Annotated in this window: 16 protein-coding genes; 4 read left to right on the forward strand and 12 right to left on the reverse strand. The window is 40.2% G+C overall.

The window, feature by feature from the left end; translation table 11 throughout:
• Window position 1 precedes the first annotated feature (1 nt).
• The 4 genes from yajC to nusB are packed head-to-tail and all read right to left on the reverse strand — an operon-like array spanning window position 2 to window position 2216.
• Window positions 2-304: a preprotein translocase subunit YajC gene (yajC, locus tag AC1W6K_RS08520; protein WP_395785021.1), complete on the reverse strand. Its 303-nt coding sequence runs from the start codon at window positions 302-304 to the stop codon at window positions 2-4.
• 7 nt (window positions 305-311) lie between these two features.
• Window positions 312-755: a DUF1573 domain-containing protein gene (locus AC1W6K_RS08525; RefSeq protein WP_481719142.1), complete on the reverse strand. Its 444-nt coding sequence runs from the start codon at window positions 753-755 to the stop codon at window positions 312-314.
• A complete protein-coding gene (locus tag AC1W6K_RS08530; protein WP_481719143.1) occupies window positions 755-1051 on the reverse strand; it encodes a YtxH domain-containing protein in 297 nt (98 codons plus the stop codon). The genes AC1W6K_RS08525 and AC1W6K_RS08530 overlap by 1 nt, the downstream gene beginning before the upstream one ends.
• A 1-nt stretch (window position 1052) precedes the next feature.
• Window positions 1053-2216 carry a transcription antitermination factor NusB gene (gene nusB / locus AC1W6K_RS08535; protein ID WP_481947164.1) on the reverse strand — a complete coding sequence of 388 codons (1164 nt, stop codon included), beginning with the start codon at window positions 2214-2216 and terminating at the stop codon, window positions 1053-1055.
• Between the two features lie 89 nt (window positions 2217-2305).
• On the opposite strand from nusB, the gene AC1W6K_RS08540 reads away from it, so the two are divergent.
• The gene (locus tag AC1W6K_RS08540; RefSeq protein WP_481719145.1) at window positions 2306-4090 is read left to right on the forward strand and encodes an ABC transporter ATP-binding protein; all 1785 of its coding nucleotides are present in this window, start codon (window positions 2306-2308) and stop codon (window positions 4088-4090) included.
• Here AC1W6K_RS08540 and AC1W6K_RS08545 read toward each other — a convergent pair.
• On the reverse strand, window positions 4085-5404 hold the full coding sequence (locus AC1W6K_RS08545) for a TolC family protein (protein WP_481947165.1): 1320 nt from the start codon (window positions 5402-5404) through the stop codon (window positions 4085-4087). The genes AC1W6K_RS08540 and AC1W6K_RS08545 overlap by 6 nt on opposite strands.
• A gap of 112 nt (window positions 5405-5516) precedes the next feature.
• On the opposite strand from AC1W6K_RS08545, the gene AC1W6K_RS08550 reads away from it, so the two are divergent.
• From AC1W6K_RS08550 to AC1W6K_RS08560, 3 genes are read left to right on the forward strand one after another with little or no spacing between them, the layout of a single operon-like run.
• Entirely contained in the window at window positions 5517-6341 is an 825-nt protein-coding gene (locus AC1W6K_RS08550) for an MOSC domain-containing protein (protein WP_481947166.1), read from the forward strand.
• The gene (locus AC1W6K_RS08555) at window positions 6328-7071 is read left to right on the forward strand and encodes a hypothetical protein (RefSeq protein WP_481719148.1); all 744 of its coding nucleotides are present in this window, start codon (window positions 6328-6330) and stop codon (window positions 7069-7071) included. The genes AC1W6K_RS08550 and AC1W6K_RS08555 overlap by 14 nt, the downstream gene beginning before the upstream one ends.
• A complete protein-coding gene (locus tag AC1W6K_RS08560; protein ID WP_481947167.1) occupies window positions 7058-8317 on the forward strand; it encodes an MFS transporter in 1260 nt (419 codons plus the stop codon). The genes AC1W6K_RS08555 and AC1W6K_RS08560 overlap by 14 nt, the downstream gene beginning before the upstream one ends.
• On the opposite strand, the gene AC1W6K_RS08565 is transcribed toward AC1W6K_RS08560, so the two are convergent.
• The 7 genes from AC1W6K_RS08565 to AC1W6K_RS08595 all read right to left on the reverse strand — a co-directional run bounded on the left by AC1W6K_RS08565 (window position 8314) and on the right by AC1W6K_RS08595 (window position 15884).
• Window positions 8314-8811 (reverse strand): hypothetical protein, encoded by a 498-nt coding sequence (locus AC1W6K_RS08565; protein WP_481719150.1) that lies wholly within the window; start codon window positions 8809-8811, stop codon window positions 8314-8316. The genes AC1W6K_RS08560 and AC1W6K_RS08565 overlap by 4 nt on opposite strands.
• A gap of 37 nt (window positions 8812-8848) precedes the next feature.
• Window positions 8849-9136 (reverse strand): autorepressor SdpR family transcription factor, encoded by a 288-nt coding sequence (locus tag AC1W6K_RS08570; protein ID WP_481719151.1) that lies wholly within the window; start codon window positions 9134-9136, stop codon window positions 8849-8851.
• A gap of 45 nt (window positions 9137-9181) precedes the next feature.
• Window positions 9182-10084: a hydroxypyruvate isomerase family protein gene (locus AC1W6K_RS08575; RefSeq protein WP_481947168.1), complete on the reverse strand. Its 903-nt coding sequence runs from the start codon at window positions 10082-10084 to the stop codon at window positions 9182-9184.
• A gap of 1 nt (window position 10085) precedes the next feature.
• Entirely contained in the window at window positions 10086-13082 is a 2997-nt protein-coding gene (locus tag AC1W6K_RS08580) for a PVC-type heme-binding CxxCH protein (protein WP_481947169.1), read from the reverse strand.
• A gap of 79 nt (window positions 13083-13161) precedes the next feature.
• Entirely contained in the window at window positions 13162-14190 is a 1029-nt protein-coding gene (locus AC1W6K_RS08585; protein WP_481947170.1) for a glycosyltransferase family 2 protein, read from the reverse strand.
• Between the two features lie 2 nt (window positions 14191-14192).
• Complete coding sequence (locus AC1W6K_RS08590) at window positions 14193-15098, reverse strand: hypothetical protein (protein WP_481947171.1); 906 nt, start codon at window positions 15096-15098, stop codon at window positions 14193-14195.
• 42 nt (window positions 15099-15140) lie between these two features.
• Window positions 15141-15884 carry an NIPSNAP family protein gene (locus AC1W6K_RS08595; RefSeq protein ID WP_481719156.1) on the reverse strand — a complete coding sequence of 248 codons (744 nt, stop codon included), beginning with the start codon at window positions 15882-15884 and terminating at the stop codon, window positions 15141-15143.
• Between the last annotated feature and the right edge of the window lie 56 nt (window positions 15885-15940).

Here is a 15940-nt window from a genome sequence, read left to right on the forward strand (position 1 = left end):
TTTATTCCTCAATTAAACGTGATGATGCATCTTTTGATATTGCAGATTTTTCGAAAATCATGCGGACTCCTTTATTGGCATCTACTTCTACTACAATTGTTTTTTCACGTATGGAAATAACTGTTCCGTGTGCGCCGCCGATTGTCACGACTTTATCACCCGTTTTTAATTCCTCAATAAATTTTTTCGCTTCTTTCGCCTTTTTTTGTTGTGGACGAATCATGAAAAAATAAAATACCACAAAAATACCTCCGAAAAGGACGATTTGCATGATTTGTGGGTTGTTTGCTTGTAAGGTGATCATGGTTGGTTTATTTGGTATTAGGTAAAACTTCTATTTTAAATGCGATTTGATTATCGGCTGGCAATGTATTCGCGTAGACCGTAACTGTTTTCTGTAATTTTCCTTCTTTCCCTTTCGAATCAAAAGTGACCTTGATGAATCCCTTCTTTTCTGGTTGGATCAATTCCTTAGTCCATTTAGGGGTTGTGCAACCGCAGGAGGCATTCACCGATAGGATTTGCAAGGGCATGTTACCTTTGTTCTTAAAATGATAGGTGTAAGATATTTGTTTGCCTTCTTGGATCCGTCCGAGGTAAATAAGGGGCTGATCAAAAACCAATTTGGCTTGTTTCTCAGGACTTGGTCGTAATTCAAGTGGAATGGTATTTTCAGATGCGCTCAATGCCTCTTTTTGCTTGTTGACACAAGCCACAAATAAAAATGCCAACCCTAAAATTCCGATTATCCGCATTACTTGGCTTTGATTTGGCTCATCATTTTTTCCACGTCTTCCAATAGTTTTTCAGCTTTTAGTTTCGTGTCTTGAACGACTTTTTTGCCTTCTGATTTGGCGGATGTTTCAGGAATTTCTTTTCCGTCGACCATATCGTTAATCAATTGCTTTAGTTGGTCACGATATTTGTTTAGTTGGAAATATAATTTTCCACGGGTGTTTTCTCCTTTATCCGGCGCGTACAATATACCTAATACGGCACCTGCGGCAGCACCCACGATGAATGCCCAAAACGATTTTGATGATCTGCTCATATTATTTACTTGCTATGTCGATTAATCCTCGACCTGATTTTTGAATAATTTTTTCACTTATCAAACGAACTGAAATCACATCGAGAATACCATTGATAAACGATCCTGATTTCGGTGTGGAGTAGTTTTTGGCTACTTCAATGAATTCATTAATACTTACTTTAACAGGAATGCTGGCGAATTGAATCATTTCAGCAACTGCCATTTTTAATATAATTAAATCCGTGGTCGCCAAACGCTCAGTTTCCCAATTTTTCGTTTGATCATTCACCCATTGCGTTAATTGAATGTCTTCTTTTATGCAATAATCGAATAATTCTTCGAAGAATTTTTTGTCATCTTCCCATTGTAAACCTAAGGGTTGAATTTGTAAGTCTTCGAGGGCGTCAACTTTAAATGTTTTGGTCGCTAAACTTTTTACGACATCCTTATTTAGGTGCCAATTTAAATCTTTTTCCTCGAAAAATTCGGCCATGATTGGATGTTTTAACAGATAATTTTTCAAAATGTATTTAATCATTTCGATATCTGCCGAAACATCTTTTCCTGCGTTAGGTAAATAGGTACTAAAAGCTTCATCAGGAAGAATCCCTTCAATGAATACTTTCTTCAGCATATTTTCCTCGTCTTCGGACCAACCAATGTTATTTTCGGCAAACGCCTGCTGCAAATCACGCCATTTCGGCATGATAGCTAACACTTTGTTTTTGCCAATTAGTGATGTTTTGATTGGGTTTTCCAGTAGGCGGCGCTGCTCATCCCACTGTCCAATCATCGGAAGTGCTTGAATGTAATAAAGTAATTTGAGGTATTGTTTGAAGATGGATTCTACCTCCACAACCATTTCTTTTTTCAGCTCATTGGCTATTTTAGCTATGTTGTTTTTGTATGTGCGGTGCACCGACTTGGCAGCTTCAAGGGCTTCGGCAGGAATAGTTTCTTCAGTTGGAATTCCTTGAAAAAACTCAGTTAATTGAATTTCGGCTAATTTGCGAAGGCCCTCCAAGCGTGGAGTTTGGTCTTCTTTGGCAATCATAAGTGATAAGTCAGGTTGGAAAATGGCGGCTAAACCATCAAATGCCAAATAGTATTGGGCACGTTCCTGTGTCCAATAAGCATACATTTGTTGAAATGCTTTGACACGAAGTAATCTTCTGTTTACCATCCGAAATTAAAGAGCGTTCTGTTTTTGAAAACACAAAATTAGCTATTTTAATTTGAAAAAGGGGCTATCTTTGTTTGATTAATATTTTCATGGGCGCGTTAAGTCATCTCAATACTTTTTTTTGGCGTTATAAGTGGTTACTCTTTTTGGGAATCATATTTACGTTTGGCTCAAATTTTTTCGGCGTTGTACCTGCCCAACTTGTTCGTTTTGCGCTCGATTTGGTTACTGAAACCATCAATCTTTATTTTCTATTTAAAGGATTTAACCTGCAATCTGCCTTTTACGAGGTTTTTGCCAGTACTCTATTTTACTACGGGAGTTTAATCGTTCTGATGGCTTTCATTAAAGGGGTGTTTTTGTTTTTGGTACGCCAAACGCTCATTGTCATGTCGCGTCACATCGAATTTGAAATGAAACAAGAGATTTATGCGCATTATCAAACCTTGCCGTTGTCGTTTTATCGCCAACAAAACACGGGTGATTTGATGGCACGTATCTCCGAAGATGTAAGTAAAGTTCGTATGTATGTAGGGCCTAGCATCATGTATGGGCTCAATTTGATTTCTGTATTCACGTTGGTCATTTATTACATGTGGCATGTGAGTCCTACGCTGATGTGGTATGTGCTTTTGCCGCTTCCTATCCTTTCATTTAGTATTTATTATGTGAATTCGCTTATTATTCGGAAGTCAGAGGAGATTCAAGCTGGATTATCGTCCATTTCTACTTTTGCACAAGAGGCTTTTTCGGGTATTCGTGTATTAAAATCATTCGTGCGCGAAAAGCAATCGGTTGTTTCTTTTGCGGAGGCATCTGCTAATTACCGGCGTAAATCCTTGGATTTAGTACGCATTGATTCCTTGTTTACTCCCCTTATTTCCTTGCTAGTCGGTTTTTCCACTTTGCTCGTTGTTTACGTAGGTTCCCAAGAAGTGATGGCCGGCCGCATGACTATCGGTAACATTACCGAATTCATCATGTACGTATTTATGTTGACCTGGCCAGTAACTGCCCTGGGTTGGACCAGTTCTCAAATCCAACGAGCGGCTGCGTCTCAAAAACGGATTAATGAATTCTTGGATATTCAGTCAGAACTTGTTCCTGGCAAACAAATTACGCAGGAGATTCAGGGGGGCTGGACGTTCAAAAACGTGCATTTTACATATCCAGGAGCTGATCGTGCTGTTTTACATGGTATTAATTTAGAGATTATGCCGGGCGAGTCGGTTGCGTTATTGGGTACGACGGGTTCAGGAAAGAGTACGATTTCGCTTTTAATGGCTCGTTTTTATGATCCCTCTGTAGGTGAGATTTTGTTAGACGGCGTTTCGTTAAAAGATTGGGATATACAACATGTGCGTAAACATTTAGGTTTTGTGCCGCAGGATGTTTTTCTATTCTCGACGTCCATCGCGGAGAATATACGTTTTGGACAAGATGATTTAAGTGAGTCAGATTTACATCAAGCGGCTCGTTACGCTGATGTACACGAAAATATTATGGAGTTTCCGGATCAGTACAATACGCTTTTAGGAGAACGTGGTGTGACACTTTCAGGTGGCCAAAAACAACGCGTTTCGCTTGCACGCGCGCTCGCAAAAAAGCCAATGATACTTATTTTGGATGACTGTCTCTCGGCTGTTGATACGCAAACAGAACATAAAATTCTGACGCATTTGCGTACGATTATGCAGGATAAGACTAGCTTACTTATTTCACATCGTGTTTCCTCTGCGAAATTAGCCAGTCGGATATTTGTGCTTCAAGATGGTAAGTTGGTAGAAGAAGGAACGCATGCCAAACTAATGGCTGGAAAGCGATTGTACTATGATTTGTACCAACAACAATTAAATGAGGAGCAGGGATTATAAGATTCCGCCACTCAATCGAATCAATTCAATCTCAACCGATTTCGCTGTAAATTTTGCTTCAATTAAGCGTGTTTCTGCAGCAACGGCATTTCGTTGAACCTCACGAAGTTCATACGATGTGGCAATACCTACTTTGAATCGATCAAAGGCAATGTCAATGTTTTGTTTGGCAATGGTATAATTTTCGGATTCTAGGTTGATTAAATTTAACGCATTTTCATAGGTGACATAGGCGCGCTCGAGGGAGGAGCTTAAGGAGTTTTTTAGTTCATCCACTTGCAATTGGGCTATCTCTGCATTAATCTTGGCATTTTGTACCCGGCGTTTTTGGTTATAGCCATCGAATATGTTGACAGTAGCCCGCAAGCCATAACTCATCGCATTACTCGAACCTCTTTGAACCCCAAAACCGGCGCCATTTTCTACTTGATTCATGTTGTAACCGGCAAGCAAATCAATTTGTGGCATTTGTAAGCTTTGGGTGCTTTTGATATCCAAATCTGTAATTCGCTTATTGACAATTGCCGCTAATAATATTGGATTTTGTTTCAAGGCTAAATCACGTAGTTCAACAAGTGAAAGTTTGGGTAGTAAATCAATGACCGGCTGTACATTGAATTCGGTTTGCATGGCACGAACTAGCAAGGCGTTGAAGCTAATTTTTGTATTGACAAATGATTGTTCTTGCGCTAGTAATAGTGCTTTATCCTCATTGAAATCAACTTGAGCTGAGTAATAATCTACCTTGGATCCTTGGCCTACTTCATAACGATCTTTAGCTAATTTAAGGCGATCATTCGAAATTTCTAGTCCTTTTTTAAAGTTGTTTACCCGTAATTCTTGACGAATGATGTCATAATAGGTAGTACTAATTAGTGCAATTAGGTTTTCAATCGATGTTTCCGTTTGTTTTGCACCCAGTTGTTGCAATTCCGAAAAGCGATTTTTTAAAATGAACATGCCATTACCATCGTATAATGTCCAAGCCATGGCAACACCCGCGTTGCCTGAGTTTGAACGAACCCCACTTTGGTTTAATGGAGCACGTATTCCACCAAAAAATTCTTGATTCAATCCCGATATTGCGTAGTTTTTGGCTGTTGTTCCATTAATTGTTGGCAAAAAACCTGCATTCCCCAACGTATTATCATTTTCCGCAATTTTTTCGCGCTTTTTCGCTATTTGAATTGCGAATTGATTTTGTAAGCCTTGCTGAATCGCGTCTTCTAAGCGCAATGTTTCTTGTGCATGAACGGAAAAAGTTCCAAATGTGTATGCGAATAAGAGGGTTAAGGGTAGGCCAACTAGTTTCATAGGTTAGTGTTATAAGGCAAAGGACAAACTTAGCACATTTGATTCAGATTTCGAAGTAACTAGCCTACAAGTCGTGATAGTGATTTTATTTTTGAAATTACTAATTTGCACGATGTCTAAGCCATTCATATCCCAACTCATTATTTTTCCGATTAAATCGCTGGGTCCTGTTGCATTGCAGCAAGTGGAGGTAGATTCCTTGGGTTTAGTAGGAGACCGACGATTTATGCTAGTGTCTAAAACGGGGCAATTCATCACACAGCGGACACGTCCAGATTTGACGCGATTTGTATTGAAATTAGATGGGTCGGATTATTTGATTATGGATCAACTAACGCAAAATCATCGTGTTATACCTGTAAATCCAGCATTGGGTGATTGGGTTGATGTGACTTTATGGGATGATGAAATTCGTGTTCGTGAAGTTGCTGATGGCATTTCTGCCTGGTTTTCTGAATTACTGAATGAGTCGGTACGACTCGTTCAAATCCAATCAACTGCACCTCGTAGCATTGAATCTAAATATCAAACTTCGGGGTCCCAACAAAGTTCTTTTGCTGATTCACTACCTATTTTACTTGCTTCTGAATCGTCCTATCAGGCAGTTGAACATCATTATGGAGCCTCTTTTGATTGGATGCGCTTTCGTGCTAATGTCATTATTTCTGGTGCAAAAGCATTTGAAGAGGATTCTTGGTTAGAATTTTCACTTGGAACAGTGCGTTTATTTGGCGCAAAACCTTGCGCTCGGTGTCAGTTGGTGAACGTAAACCCATCAACAGGAGAAGTGGACAAATCTATCCTGGAAGTGTTGAGTAGGTTTAGAAAGGTTGGGAATAAGGTTTATTTCGGCCAACAAGCCGTTCCGGTTGTATCGGGAAGGATTGCGGTAGGAGATGAAATTCATGTGGAAAAAAGTAAAGATGCGCTTCCTTAGATTTTTTCATTTCAGTAGTTTGGATGTTGTTTTTGGTGCGGTGGCCATGCAGGCTATGCTTTGGAAAGTGATGGTGGGAGGTATTCAGCCTTGGTCTGAGCAAATGGTCTTAGGCATTTCAGTTTGGATTTTTTATTTAGTTGATCGGCAAGTTGATAATTTGGTCAATCAGCCTACCGATCCGATTCATTTCTTTCATCAGCGATTTTACATGTTAATTCGCTCGTTCATTCTGTTTCTATTACTTGTCTTGGGGTACTTATTAAGCTGTATTTCTGGGGAATTAATATATTTAGGTATTTGCCTAAGTATTTGCATGGTATTATATGGTGTGGCTATACGTTATTGGGATCGAGTGTGGTTGCCAAAGGAATTTTTCACTTCGATTTTATATGCTTGCGGATTATTTTTACCTAGTTTGGCTGTGGGTCAGTTCAGTTGGCTTTTATTTATAGATGTCTTTTTTTTGGCCTTCATGAATTTGTCTTTATTTACGTGGCTTGAGGGAAAAGCAGATTTTCGATTCGTTTTTTATTGGCTTCAATGGATTTTAGTCGGGCTTTTGGGTTGCATTGCTTGGCAGTTTTCTTGGGAGTTAGCTTTGTGTCTTGCGATTATTCAAGGCATTCATGTGGGGATTTATTATTTTAGTCCCAATTTACAGCGTCGTTGGGTTGGAGAATTAGCATTTTTGAGTCCATTAGTTTATTTCGTCTATGAGTTATTTTAAAAATAAGGATGCATTTCAGGCATTGCGTTTCCCAGAGTTTAGGGCTTATGTGACAGGAAATACGTTTTTTACGATTGCCTTATTGATGCAGGAGGTAATTTTAGCCTATGAAATATATAAGTTGACGCACAATCCGCTGGCTTTGGGGCTGATTGGTTTAGCTGAGGCAGTTCCTTATATTTCGTTGGTGTTGTTTGGAGGACACTTAGCCGATAATCGTGACAAGAAAAAAATCATGCAAAATTCATTGCTGGTGATAATTTTAGGCTCTTTTTTATTGCTATACTCAGCCTTGCAATTAGATTCGAAGGATGCTGATTTTCATATTTATGCCATTTATTTTGTTATTTTTTTAATTGGTTTGTCGAAGGGATTTTTCACTCCGGCGGCATCCTCTTTGAATCCATTTTTAGTTCCTAAGGATGTATTTGCGAATGCAGCTACGTGGAATAGTTCTTTTTGGCAATTGGGGTCTATTTTAGGGCCGGGTGTTGCTGGATTTTTGTATGCTTACGCTGGCTTGGTAGGTTCGCTTGTGACTGTAATTGGGTTGTTACTCGTCGTGATGGCTTGTCTGTTTTTTATAGATAGCCGACCAATCCCTCCCAAAAATACGTTGCATGATTCGATTTGGTTGAGTTTACGTGAGGGGATCACCTATGTTTTTAAGACTAAAATAATTTTATATGCGATTTCATTGGACTTATTTTCTGTGTTGTTTGGTGGAGTAATCGCAATTTTACCGGTCTACGCGGAAGATATTTTACGGGTAGGCGCTGAAGGCTTGGGTGTACTTCGAGCTGCTCCATCGGTTGGCGCTGTACTAACCATGTTGCTGATGCTTTATTTTCCCCCATTAAAAAATGCTTGGCGGAATTTATTGTTGGCCATCGCCGGATTTGGAATCGCAACTTTTGTTTTTGGTTTTTCAACTAATTTCTGGATTTCAGTCGTTGCTTTATTTTTTACAGGGGCCTTTGATTCAATCAGTGTGGTGATTCGCCAAACTGTCCTGCGCGTATTTACACCGGATGAAATGCGGGGAAGGGTATCGTCTGTAAATGGGGTGTTTGTGAGTACTTCGAATGAAATGGGCGCTTTTGAGTCAGGTGTGGCAGCTAAATTCTTCGGGACAGTGCCCTCTGTAATACTAGGTGCATGTGCCACGATGGTTTTAGTATCCATTGTCGCGTACAAATCCAAGGATTTGTTGGTTTTGGATGTTCAAAAAGCAATGGATAATTAGGCTTCAATCGCCGTTTCCCAAGTGGTCAACGTTTCGATAATTAACTTTTTTGATTTGTGCGCTTCGGTAATCTCAACCACATTTTGAATAGGAGAGGTGTTTTCTCCAAGCAGAGCTGGCATTAATTTGAAATAGTGCGACTTGAGTTTTTTATTGCCCTTTTTGTCAACTGAAATACATTCAACAATATCGATGTGCGAAATAGCAACCAAACCATCCGAAGTTTTATCCTCCCGAATTGAAATGGATTCAATCAAGTTTTTAGGAACACTAGTAGATTGAAGAATGCTCGATCCTTGCGTATGAATTTTCTTGATTTCATGTGCGCCTACGGCCATAAATGAAATACGTTGTTTGCCGGATTTTTCAGCAAAATAATCACCAATCGACTGGAAAAAATTACGAGGTGGTAATTGAATGACTCCAAGGCCAACAAATTCAGCTGGAATTTCAGATCTCACAAATGAAAAAGACTTAGCGAGTTGAGCGCACATACGTATCTATATTTTGGGCAAAAATACCGTTTTTATTTTATAATCTGATCTTTGGTTTAGGGAATTCAAAATGAGTCGCAAAGCCTTGAAACCACTGATGTATTTGCGTAAATCCCTCCTTATTTAGCGAGTATAGGATAAATTGGCCTTTTTTCTCAGCTAAAATTAGCGAAGCTTGTTTCAATAAATCTAAGTGATGCGAGATACTAGGCTTCGTCATTTGAAATTGCTTAGCAATTTCACCTGCGTTACATGGACCGCCCACGAGTAAGTGTAAAATTTCGCGACGTGTTTGGTCGTTAATCGCTTTAAATACTGCTTCCATTAGATTTTATTAAATAATTAGGCTAATATCTAAATAAAAACTGATTTAGACAAGATCCGCCTTGCGATACGCCTCAATTAGTTTTAATTCACCTTCTTTTCCTGGGTGGAAATTACCGTGTTCCATACCTAGAACCCCTTGAAATCCTTTGTTTTTTATGTGTTTAAAGACATTTTGATAATTAACCTCACCAGTTCCTGGTTCTTTACGTCCTGGGTTATCGCCGATTTGGATGTAGGCGATTTCGTCCCAACAACGATTCATGTTGTTGATCAGATTTCCCTCATTTCGTTGCATGTGGTAAATATCAAATAAGATTTTGCAAGATGGACTTCCCACGCCTTTACAAATGCTGTATGTTTGATCTGAATAACGTAGAAATAAATCTGGATTGTCACTTAAAGGCTCCAAAACCATCTTTAAATTATGAGGCTCAAGGATTTCAGCTCCGCGTTTTAAAACCTCGATGACATTGCCCGTTTGAATTCCCATAGGCAATTGCCGACTGAAATTTCCGGGTACTACTGTTGCCCATTTCGCATTAACGCGCTTCGCAGTGTCGACTGCCTTGTGACAAGCTTGTAGAAATGTATCAGTCCAAGTTTTATCTCCCGATGTCATGTGTGATTTATCGAAAAATCCATCAAATTTGATCACAAAAACTCCCATGTCCATGCCTAAGCGCGCTAAGGTTTCGCCTATTTTTACTTGGGTTTCAACGGGTCTACCCATCATGTCATTATCCTCTAACGCTCGAAAACCCATGTCATACATGAATTTCAGTTGGTCAATTTCATTTTTCCCTGCATGTTGTTGAAACATGCCAAAATGGGGTGCATATTTTAAGCTAAATGGTGCTTGTGCGGCCGATTGTGCTTTAGCCGTTGAATTTATTCCTGCGGTGAATAGACCTGCACTTAACAGCTGTGAAAAGTTTCTGCGATTCATATTATTTTTTCTTTAATGTGTTTAAATATTCCATTAGGTCAACTAATTCGGGCGTTGACATCCCGTCCGCTAATCCCTCCGGCATCAGCGAATTTGGCAATTGCTTGACCGATTTTAGTGCGGAAGTTTTAAAATTCTGTGAAACACCACCAGGTAAACGCATGATAATGTCCGTTTCATTTTTTGAGGTAATTATTCCCTGATATGTATCTCCCTTTTTAGTACTAATTTCAAATGTTTCATAGCCAAATCCGATACCGGCATTGGGGTGAAGTACCGACATATACATTCCTTCACGTGATAATTTTGATCCAATTTCACCAAGTTTGGGGCCGAAATCAATGCCTTCGTTATTTACCTGATGGCACATCGAACATTGATCTACATATACTTTTTTACCAGCCAAAACTACGCCTCTTTGAGAAAGTAAATCATTTAAAGGTGGATGTTTTACTTTGGCTTGAGCGTTAGCGCCAGTTAAATACGTAATTGCTTCCATACGGACTCCTTTTCGCCAAGACTTACTAACCGATTCTACCACAGATGGAATTAGATTAGTTGGTACCTCTTTATTTTTCAATAATTTTAATACCAAATCCTCACCTTTAGGATAGGAATTGCCCAAGCCACGTGCCGCATCCCGACGAACGTTCGCATCGATTTTCGGATCATTTACAACGGCTAAAAGGAGGGTTAAGCTTTCGTTGTTACCTTGCCAACGAACCCCCTCGATAATTGCTTTTTTTTCCGCAATTGTGCCCGATTTAAATTTAGTTTGAATTAACCCCCCTTGATTCAAGGCATAAATAACTTTGGTTGTTGGCCGACTATTTTTCCCAGCTAACAGGTCTTTAAGCAGGCTAGGAGCCATTTCTGTTAAATTATACTTTTCAATTAATTCCAAATATTCATTCCCTTCTACTTTGGCCAGCATACTGATGACGGTTTTTCGATCTGCAGGATTTTGCTGGATGTATTCAGCCGAAATGTGGCGCAAGGCTACCATAGCTAAGCTAGGTTCCTTTTGTATCGATTCGTTGATAACTTGCATTAATTGGGGCGATTTTTCATTTCCTGGTACGAAATCAAATGCCCTGAAATAGCGTAGTTTTTCGGTTAATGGTTTCGCTTCACGAACATAAGAAACTAAATACGGCACTGATTTCGATGAACGTGCCCGCCAAATTACATCGCGATTTAATTGATTTGAAGCTAAATATGACGATAAACGCGTATCCCAATTCCCATCAGCCCCAATTCCCAAGGCCTCCAAATACCAGCGATCCGCCGAATCATATTGTGAAGCCAAGGCTGTCCAAATTGCGTCCGCTTCCGGCGTGGCAATGTGGCGCAAGGCAATGGCTAATTCCCGTCTAACTTGAGGATTAGGGTCCTTTTGTAAATTTTGTGCATGGGCTTGCCAGCTTGCAAAAGGTAAACGTTTCATCGCGCGTATGCCCAACATGCGGAAGTTAGGGTCGGTATCTTGAACTGCTTTTTCGATAAAACTTGCTCCTTTGGGACCTTGAATCAACATCCACAAGGCACGTGCCTTTAATCGCGGATTTTTTTCTATAGAATAGGCCGTTTCAAGACCTGCTAATCCCAATTGCACTAATTTTTGATAGCCTAAATAGCGCGTGGCCAAGTTTGGATTATTTAAAGCTGCTAATGCGCCTGATGGAGTAGTTAAATCAAGTGCTGGAACACGGTAAGCATGCCCTTTTGGTGCGATGCGGTAAATTCTTCCTTTAGTTTGGTCACCCGCTTGGTGCCCTCCCACGCCGGGATCGTACCAATCAGCCACAAATACGGAACCATCGGGTGCAACTGTTACGTCGGCCGGACGAAACCACTGATCTTTTGAACCATCAATTAAATTAACGATACTGGCTTCATATCCAGCTCCTTTCGGTTTTACAGGATATGCCCTTACAACATTTGGGCCTGCATCTGTATGAATCATTTGACCTTGAAAAACAGTAGGCAATAAATTTCCTTCATAAACAATCATGCCCGTTGGCGAGCCTGATCCCGTTTGTAATAAATTGGGCATCGACCCCGGATCATTTAAATGCCAATGTCTTAATGGGATTTCAGGTTCAATATTGGTCCTGTTGGCAGACCAACCAGCCCCCGTCATTTCATCCGTATACCCATAATTCCCATGTTCGAATACGGCATTTATACGTACACCTTTGTTGCCATCGTCGTCATTGTCCGACTGCCAAAGTGCTCCATAGGAGTCAACGGCCACTTCGAAATTGTTTCTAAAATTATGGCCTAGGCATTCGACTTGAGAACCGTCCAAATTGCAGCGAAAAACCATCCCTTGTTTGTATTTTGTAGGTCCGATAGGGTCTCCATCTTGGTCGAGTACAGGTTTTCCTTTGGCGTCTAGCAATTGTTTTCCTTCATTGCCAATGTTAAAATATAATTTACCGTCTGGTCCAAAAGAAAATGCATGCGCTCCGTGATCATGTTGCTCACCACCTATGCCTTGAAAAAGTATCTCTTTCCGGTCCGCAACGCCATCTCGGTTGTCGTCAAACATTTTCCAGATGTACGGACTTTGAGATACAATGACCATCGAATCCAGTACAGCGATACCCAAGGGCGCGTTTAGCTCCGGAGATTGATAGAAAATTTTCTGAGAATCCGCTACACCATCGCCATTCGTATCTTCTAAAATAAGGATGCGATCACCCTTCGGATTAGTTGGATTTCCACTTATAGCCGGTCGGTAATTATAGGCCTCAGTAATCCAAACTCTTCCCTTCGAATCAATGTCCATGTTGGTGGGATTCTTCAACATTGGCTCAGTCGAAAATGTGGTAATCTGAACCTCCGGGTGAACGACTAAACTAGTATGAAACTCACGAAGTGAGTCTGCGGGAACAGTTCCTGATTTAGGCGCTTGATTGGCTTGAAATGCACTAATCCCAAGCATGCCTAAACAAGATGCCATGATGAGTGGGCGCACGTAATGTTGTTTCATTTAGAATAGGTTTTAGCTAAAAGCTTTGGGCTAAAATTGCTTTTTTTATTGCTAAATTCCAAATATCTCTGTGGACCATTTATTTGCCGATTAAGCGGTTGAGTTTACTTCGGAAGTTGAGGTAGGCCAACGTGCTTTCAGTTGTAATTAGATGATCTCTGACTAACCACTTAAGTTTTTTGAAACTTAACTCATTGAACATGTAGTAGGCTACCAAAAGATGGTAGATGCGTTTATGAAGTGATGATTTGTTTTCGGTACAATTAATCAACAATACGTGGTAACTAGCCAAAATAGTACGAATCAATTGATTGTATTTAAAATGCGTGTATTCATTGATCTTCGCATACATGAAAATTCGATTGTCAATGAATGCTTTCGATTGCGTATTGTCGGTGAAACTTTGTCCCCCTAGATTTTTGCGGTACACCGACATACATTTATCTATGTAGCCAATGGGGCCTTTTTCAGCTAAAATGACATACATAGGGATGTCGCCGCTTTTGCAGGTTACGAACCATTCGGGCAACGTGTCAACATGCACGCGCCGCATCATAACACTAGCCGTAGCCATAAACCAGGCTTCTTTTTCACTAATTAAATCAGGTGTATTCGTCCAAAGCGCTTGGCCAGGTCCATTAATGAATTCGTTTAATCGCCCACTGGAATCTTCATACACAATTTCAGCATTGTGAAAACAAGCTGAAGCTTGCGGGTGCGCATCCAGAAAATCAATTTGTTGCTGCAATTTGGTATTATCTGTCCAATAATCATCTCCTTCAATAAAGATGACATATTCGCCGCGGCACTGTAAAAAGCAATGTAGGAAATTGATCTTGCCTCCTACATTTTCAGTACGTATAAATGCCTTAATCTTCGTAGGATGCAAATTTGCATATTCAGCAACAATTGCTGCTGTGTCATCCGGCGAATGATCTTCACCAAGAATGATTTCATAGCTAAAATTGACTTGTTGGCTTAAAATATTATCCAAACATGTCCGAATATAGTCTGCATGTTTATAGGTAATTAGGCAAATGCTTAATTTAGGATGCTCCGGTAGGGTCGGATAACCGAATACGTCTTTATCTAAATAGCTATAATTCATACCTACGATAATTCGGCAAAACCGATGCCTGTTTCTCCAAATCCATTTCCATTGTAAAACATATAGGTGGATTCTTTGTGTGTAAATACATGCGGATATTCAACCATAATGTTTTCCCAAGTGCTCTCGGGAGAGATATCAAGTCCGGCCGTATCTATTTTGGTCCATGTACGTAAATCGGTGCTAACTGTGCATTTAATACGGTAGGAATTGGCTGGATCTTCTCGGTAATTAGTAGATTTTCGCATGGCATACCAAAGGTAATATGTGCCATTCAATGCTAAAACGGATGCTTTTGAGATACCTCCTTCGCCAGCTTCGAGTCCGATAGCGGTGATGTTAAGTGGAGTCCAATCGATTAAATTTTCGGACGTGGCAATTTTGATGTCATAGATTGGCTCTATCCGCCCATTCAATTCTTCCCATTTGCGGCAAGATAAATAGTAGCCATAAAACAAATTATCCTTCTCGATAATGGAGATGGTGCCTACATAGCCTGGTTCGCGGTGGGAAGTAGCAAAGACTGGACCCGAAGAAAATTTTTCCCAGGTTTGACCTGCATCTTTACTGATAGCTAAGCCAAGATTGTTATGGTAGGGGACATCGATTCGGTTGGCCCAACCGATGTAATAGAGGTATTTTAAATGGCCAACTTGCCAAATTTCGGTGGGCATGACGCCCGCCCAATCAAAGCTTCCGCGTTCTCCTGGTTCCAAGATGGGGCCTTCGCCATGGCGTAAGATGTTAGCGGGATTACCTGCTTCTACATCGAAAAAGTAAGGTTTGCTGGGGCCGCGATTTTCTCTTTTGGAATAATAAACTCGCCAAAAACCATCGTGATGTGTATCAACAATAGGTACTTGGGCATGGCAAGCATTGAAAATATTCCCTTTTTTAATCCATTCCATAGATTGCGCGTGGATGTTAATTCCACGCGCAAAGATAGGATTTTATCGTATAGTTGAGAAACTCGTCGGGCTCAAGTACATAGTTTCTACCTTGTCCACAATTTTACCGTCCTTCTCAGAGGCTTCTTTAACAGCTAACCATTTGGCGTCTAAACGGAATGCATCAAAACTCGCTTTCCCGGCAGCCTCGCTTTTGTGGGCAATGAAATACAACAACTTGCTTGGCGATCCATCTTTTGGAATGGTCGTAAAGTAAGCAATGTTATCCATGCCATGTTTTTTGAATAATTTAAGCGTATGATTTCTGAAACGAGCTAACACGTTGGGTAATTTATCCGGCATGGCCGTATACGTGCGCATTTCAAATGTCCGATCTTCCGCAGCTTTCGACGGTTTAATTTGTGGGCTAAAATCAGTCGCTTGCATGAAAATACTAGTCACTTTGGCAACTATCTTGCCGCTTTCTTCCGATTTTTTAGCAACTTCTTTCCATTCTGGATCACGTCCAAACTTTTTCCAAGATGAATCGCGCTCTGCTTGACTAGGGTATGATAAGATGTAATACAAAGTGTTTTCCGAATTGTTATTTGGAATCCAATAACCCACATTGGTCATACCGTGTTTTTCGAAAATTTTAGTGGTATGATTCGTAAAACGTTGCACCAAAGCGTCTAAACGTCCTGGATGGCAATAATAAATGCGCATTTCATAGTAACGTGAATCTGGTTTTTTGGCTACTGAGCCAAAGGAAACAGCGAGCATAAGTAATAAGATTAATTTTTTCATAGGTTTTTTTTATTGCTTGAACGCTAAAGTTAGGGCATGATATTCGATAAATTATC

Source organism: Aquirufa sp., from assembly GCF_964796385.1.

Excerpts from the sequence above, each read along its gene's own strand:
- yajC (WP_395785021.1), bottom strand. The coding sequence starts at position 304 with ATGATCACCTTACAAGCAAACAACCCACAAATCATGCAAATCGTCCTT.
- AC1W6K_RS08525 (WP_481719142.1), bottom strand. The coding sequence starts at position 755 with ATGCGGATAATCGGAATTTTAGGGTTGGCATTTTTATTTGTGGCTTGT.
- AC1W6K_RS08530 (WP_481719143.1), bottom strand. The coding sequence starts at position 1,051 with ATGAGCAGATCATCAAAATCGTTTTGGGCATTCATCGTGGGTGCTGCC.
- nusB (WP_481947164.1), bottom strand. The coding sequence starts at position 2,216 with ATGGTAAACAGAAGATTACTTCGTGTCAAAGCATTTCAACAAATGTAT.
- AC1W6K_RS08540 (WP_481719145.1), top strand. The coding sequence starts at position 2,306 with ATGGGCGCGTTAAGTCATCTCAATACTTTTTTTTGGCGTTATAAGTGG.
- AC1W6K_RS08545 (WP_481947165.1), bottom strand. The coding sequence starts at position 5,404 with ATGAAACTAGTTGGCCTACCCTTAACCCTCTTATTCGCATACACATTT.
- AC1W6K_RS08550 (WP_481947166.1), top strand. The coding sequence starts at position 5,517 with ATGTCTAAGCCATTCATATCCCAACTCATTATTTTTCCGATTAAATCG.
- AC1W6K_RS08555 (WP_481719148.1), top strand. The coding sequence starts at position 6,328 with ATGCGCTTCCTTAGATTTTTTCATTTCAGTAGTTTGGATGTTGTTTTT.
- AC1W6K_RS08560 (WP_481947167.1), top strand. The coding sequence starts at position 7,058 with ATGAGTTATTTTAAAAATAAGGATGCATTTCAGGCATTGCGTTTCCCA.
- AC1W6K_RS08565 (WP_481719150.1), bottom strand. The coding sequence starts at position 8,811 with ATGTGCGCTCAACTCGCTAAGTCTTTTTCATTTGTGAGATCTGAAATT.
- AC1W6K_RS08570 (WP_481719151.1), bottom strand. The coding sequence starts at position 9,136 with ATGGAAGCAGTATTTAAAGCGATTAACGACCAAACACGTCGCGAAATT.
- AC1W6K_RS08575 (WP_481947168.1), bottom strand. The coding sequence starts at position 10,084 with ATGAATCGCAGAAACTTTTCACAGCTGTTAAGTGCAGGTCTATTCACC.
- AC1W6K_RS08580 (WP_481947169.1), bottom strand. The coding sequence starts at position 13,082 with ATGAAACAACATTACGTGCGCCCACTCATCATGGCATCTTGTTTAGGC.
- AC1W6K_RS08585 (WP_481947170.1), bottom strand. The coding sequence starts at position 14,190 with ATGAATTATAGCTATTTAGATAAAGACGTATTCGGTTATCCGACCCTA.
- AC1W6K_RS08590 (WP_481947171.1), bottom strand. The coding sequence starts at position 15,098 with ATGGAATGGATTAAAAAAGGGAATATTTTCAATGCTTGCCATGCCCAA.
- AC1W6K_RS08595 (WP_481719156.1), bottom strand. The coding sequence starts at position 15,884 with ATGAAAAAATTAATCTTATTACTTATGCTCGCTGTTTCCTTTGGCTCA.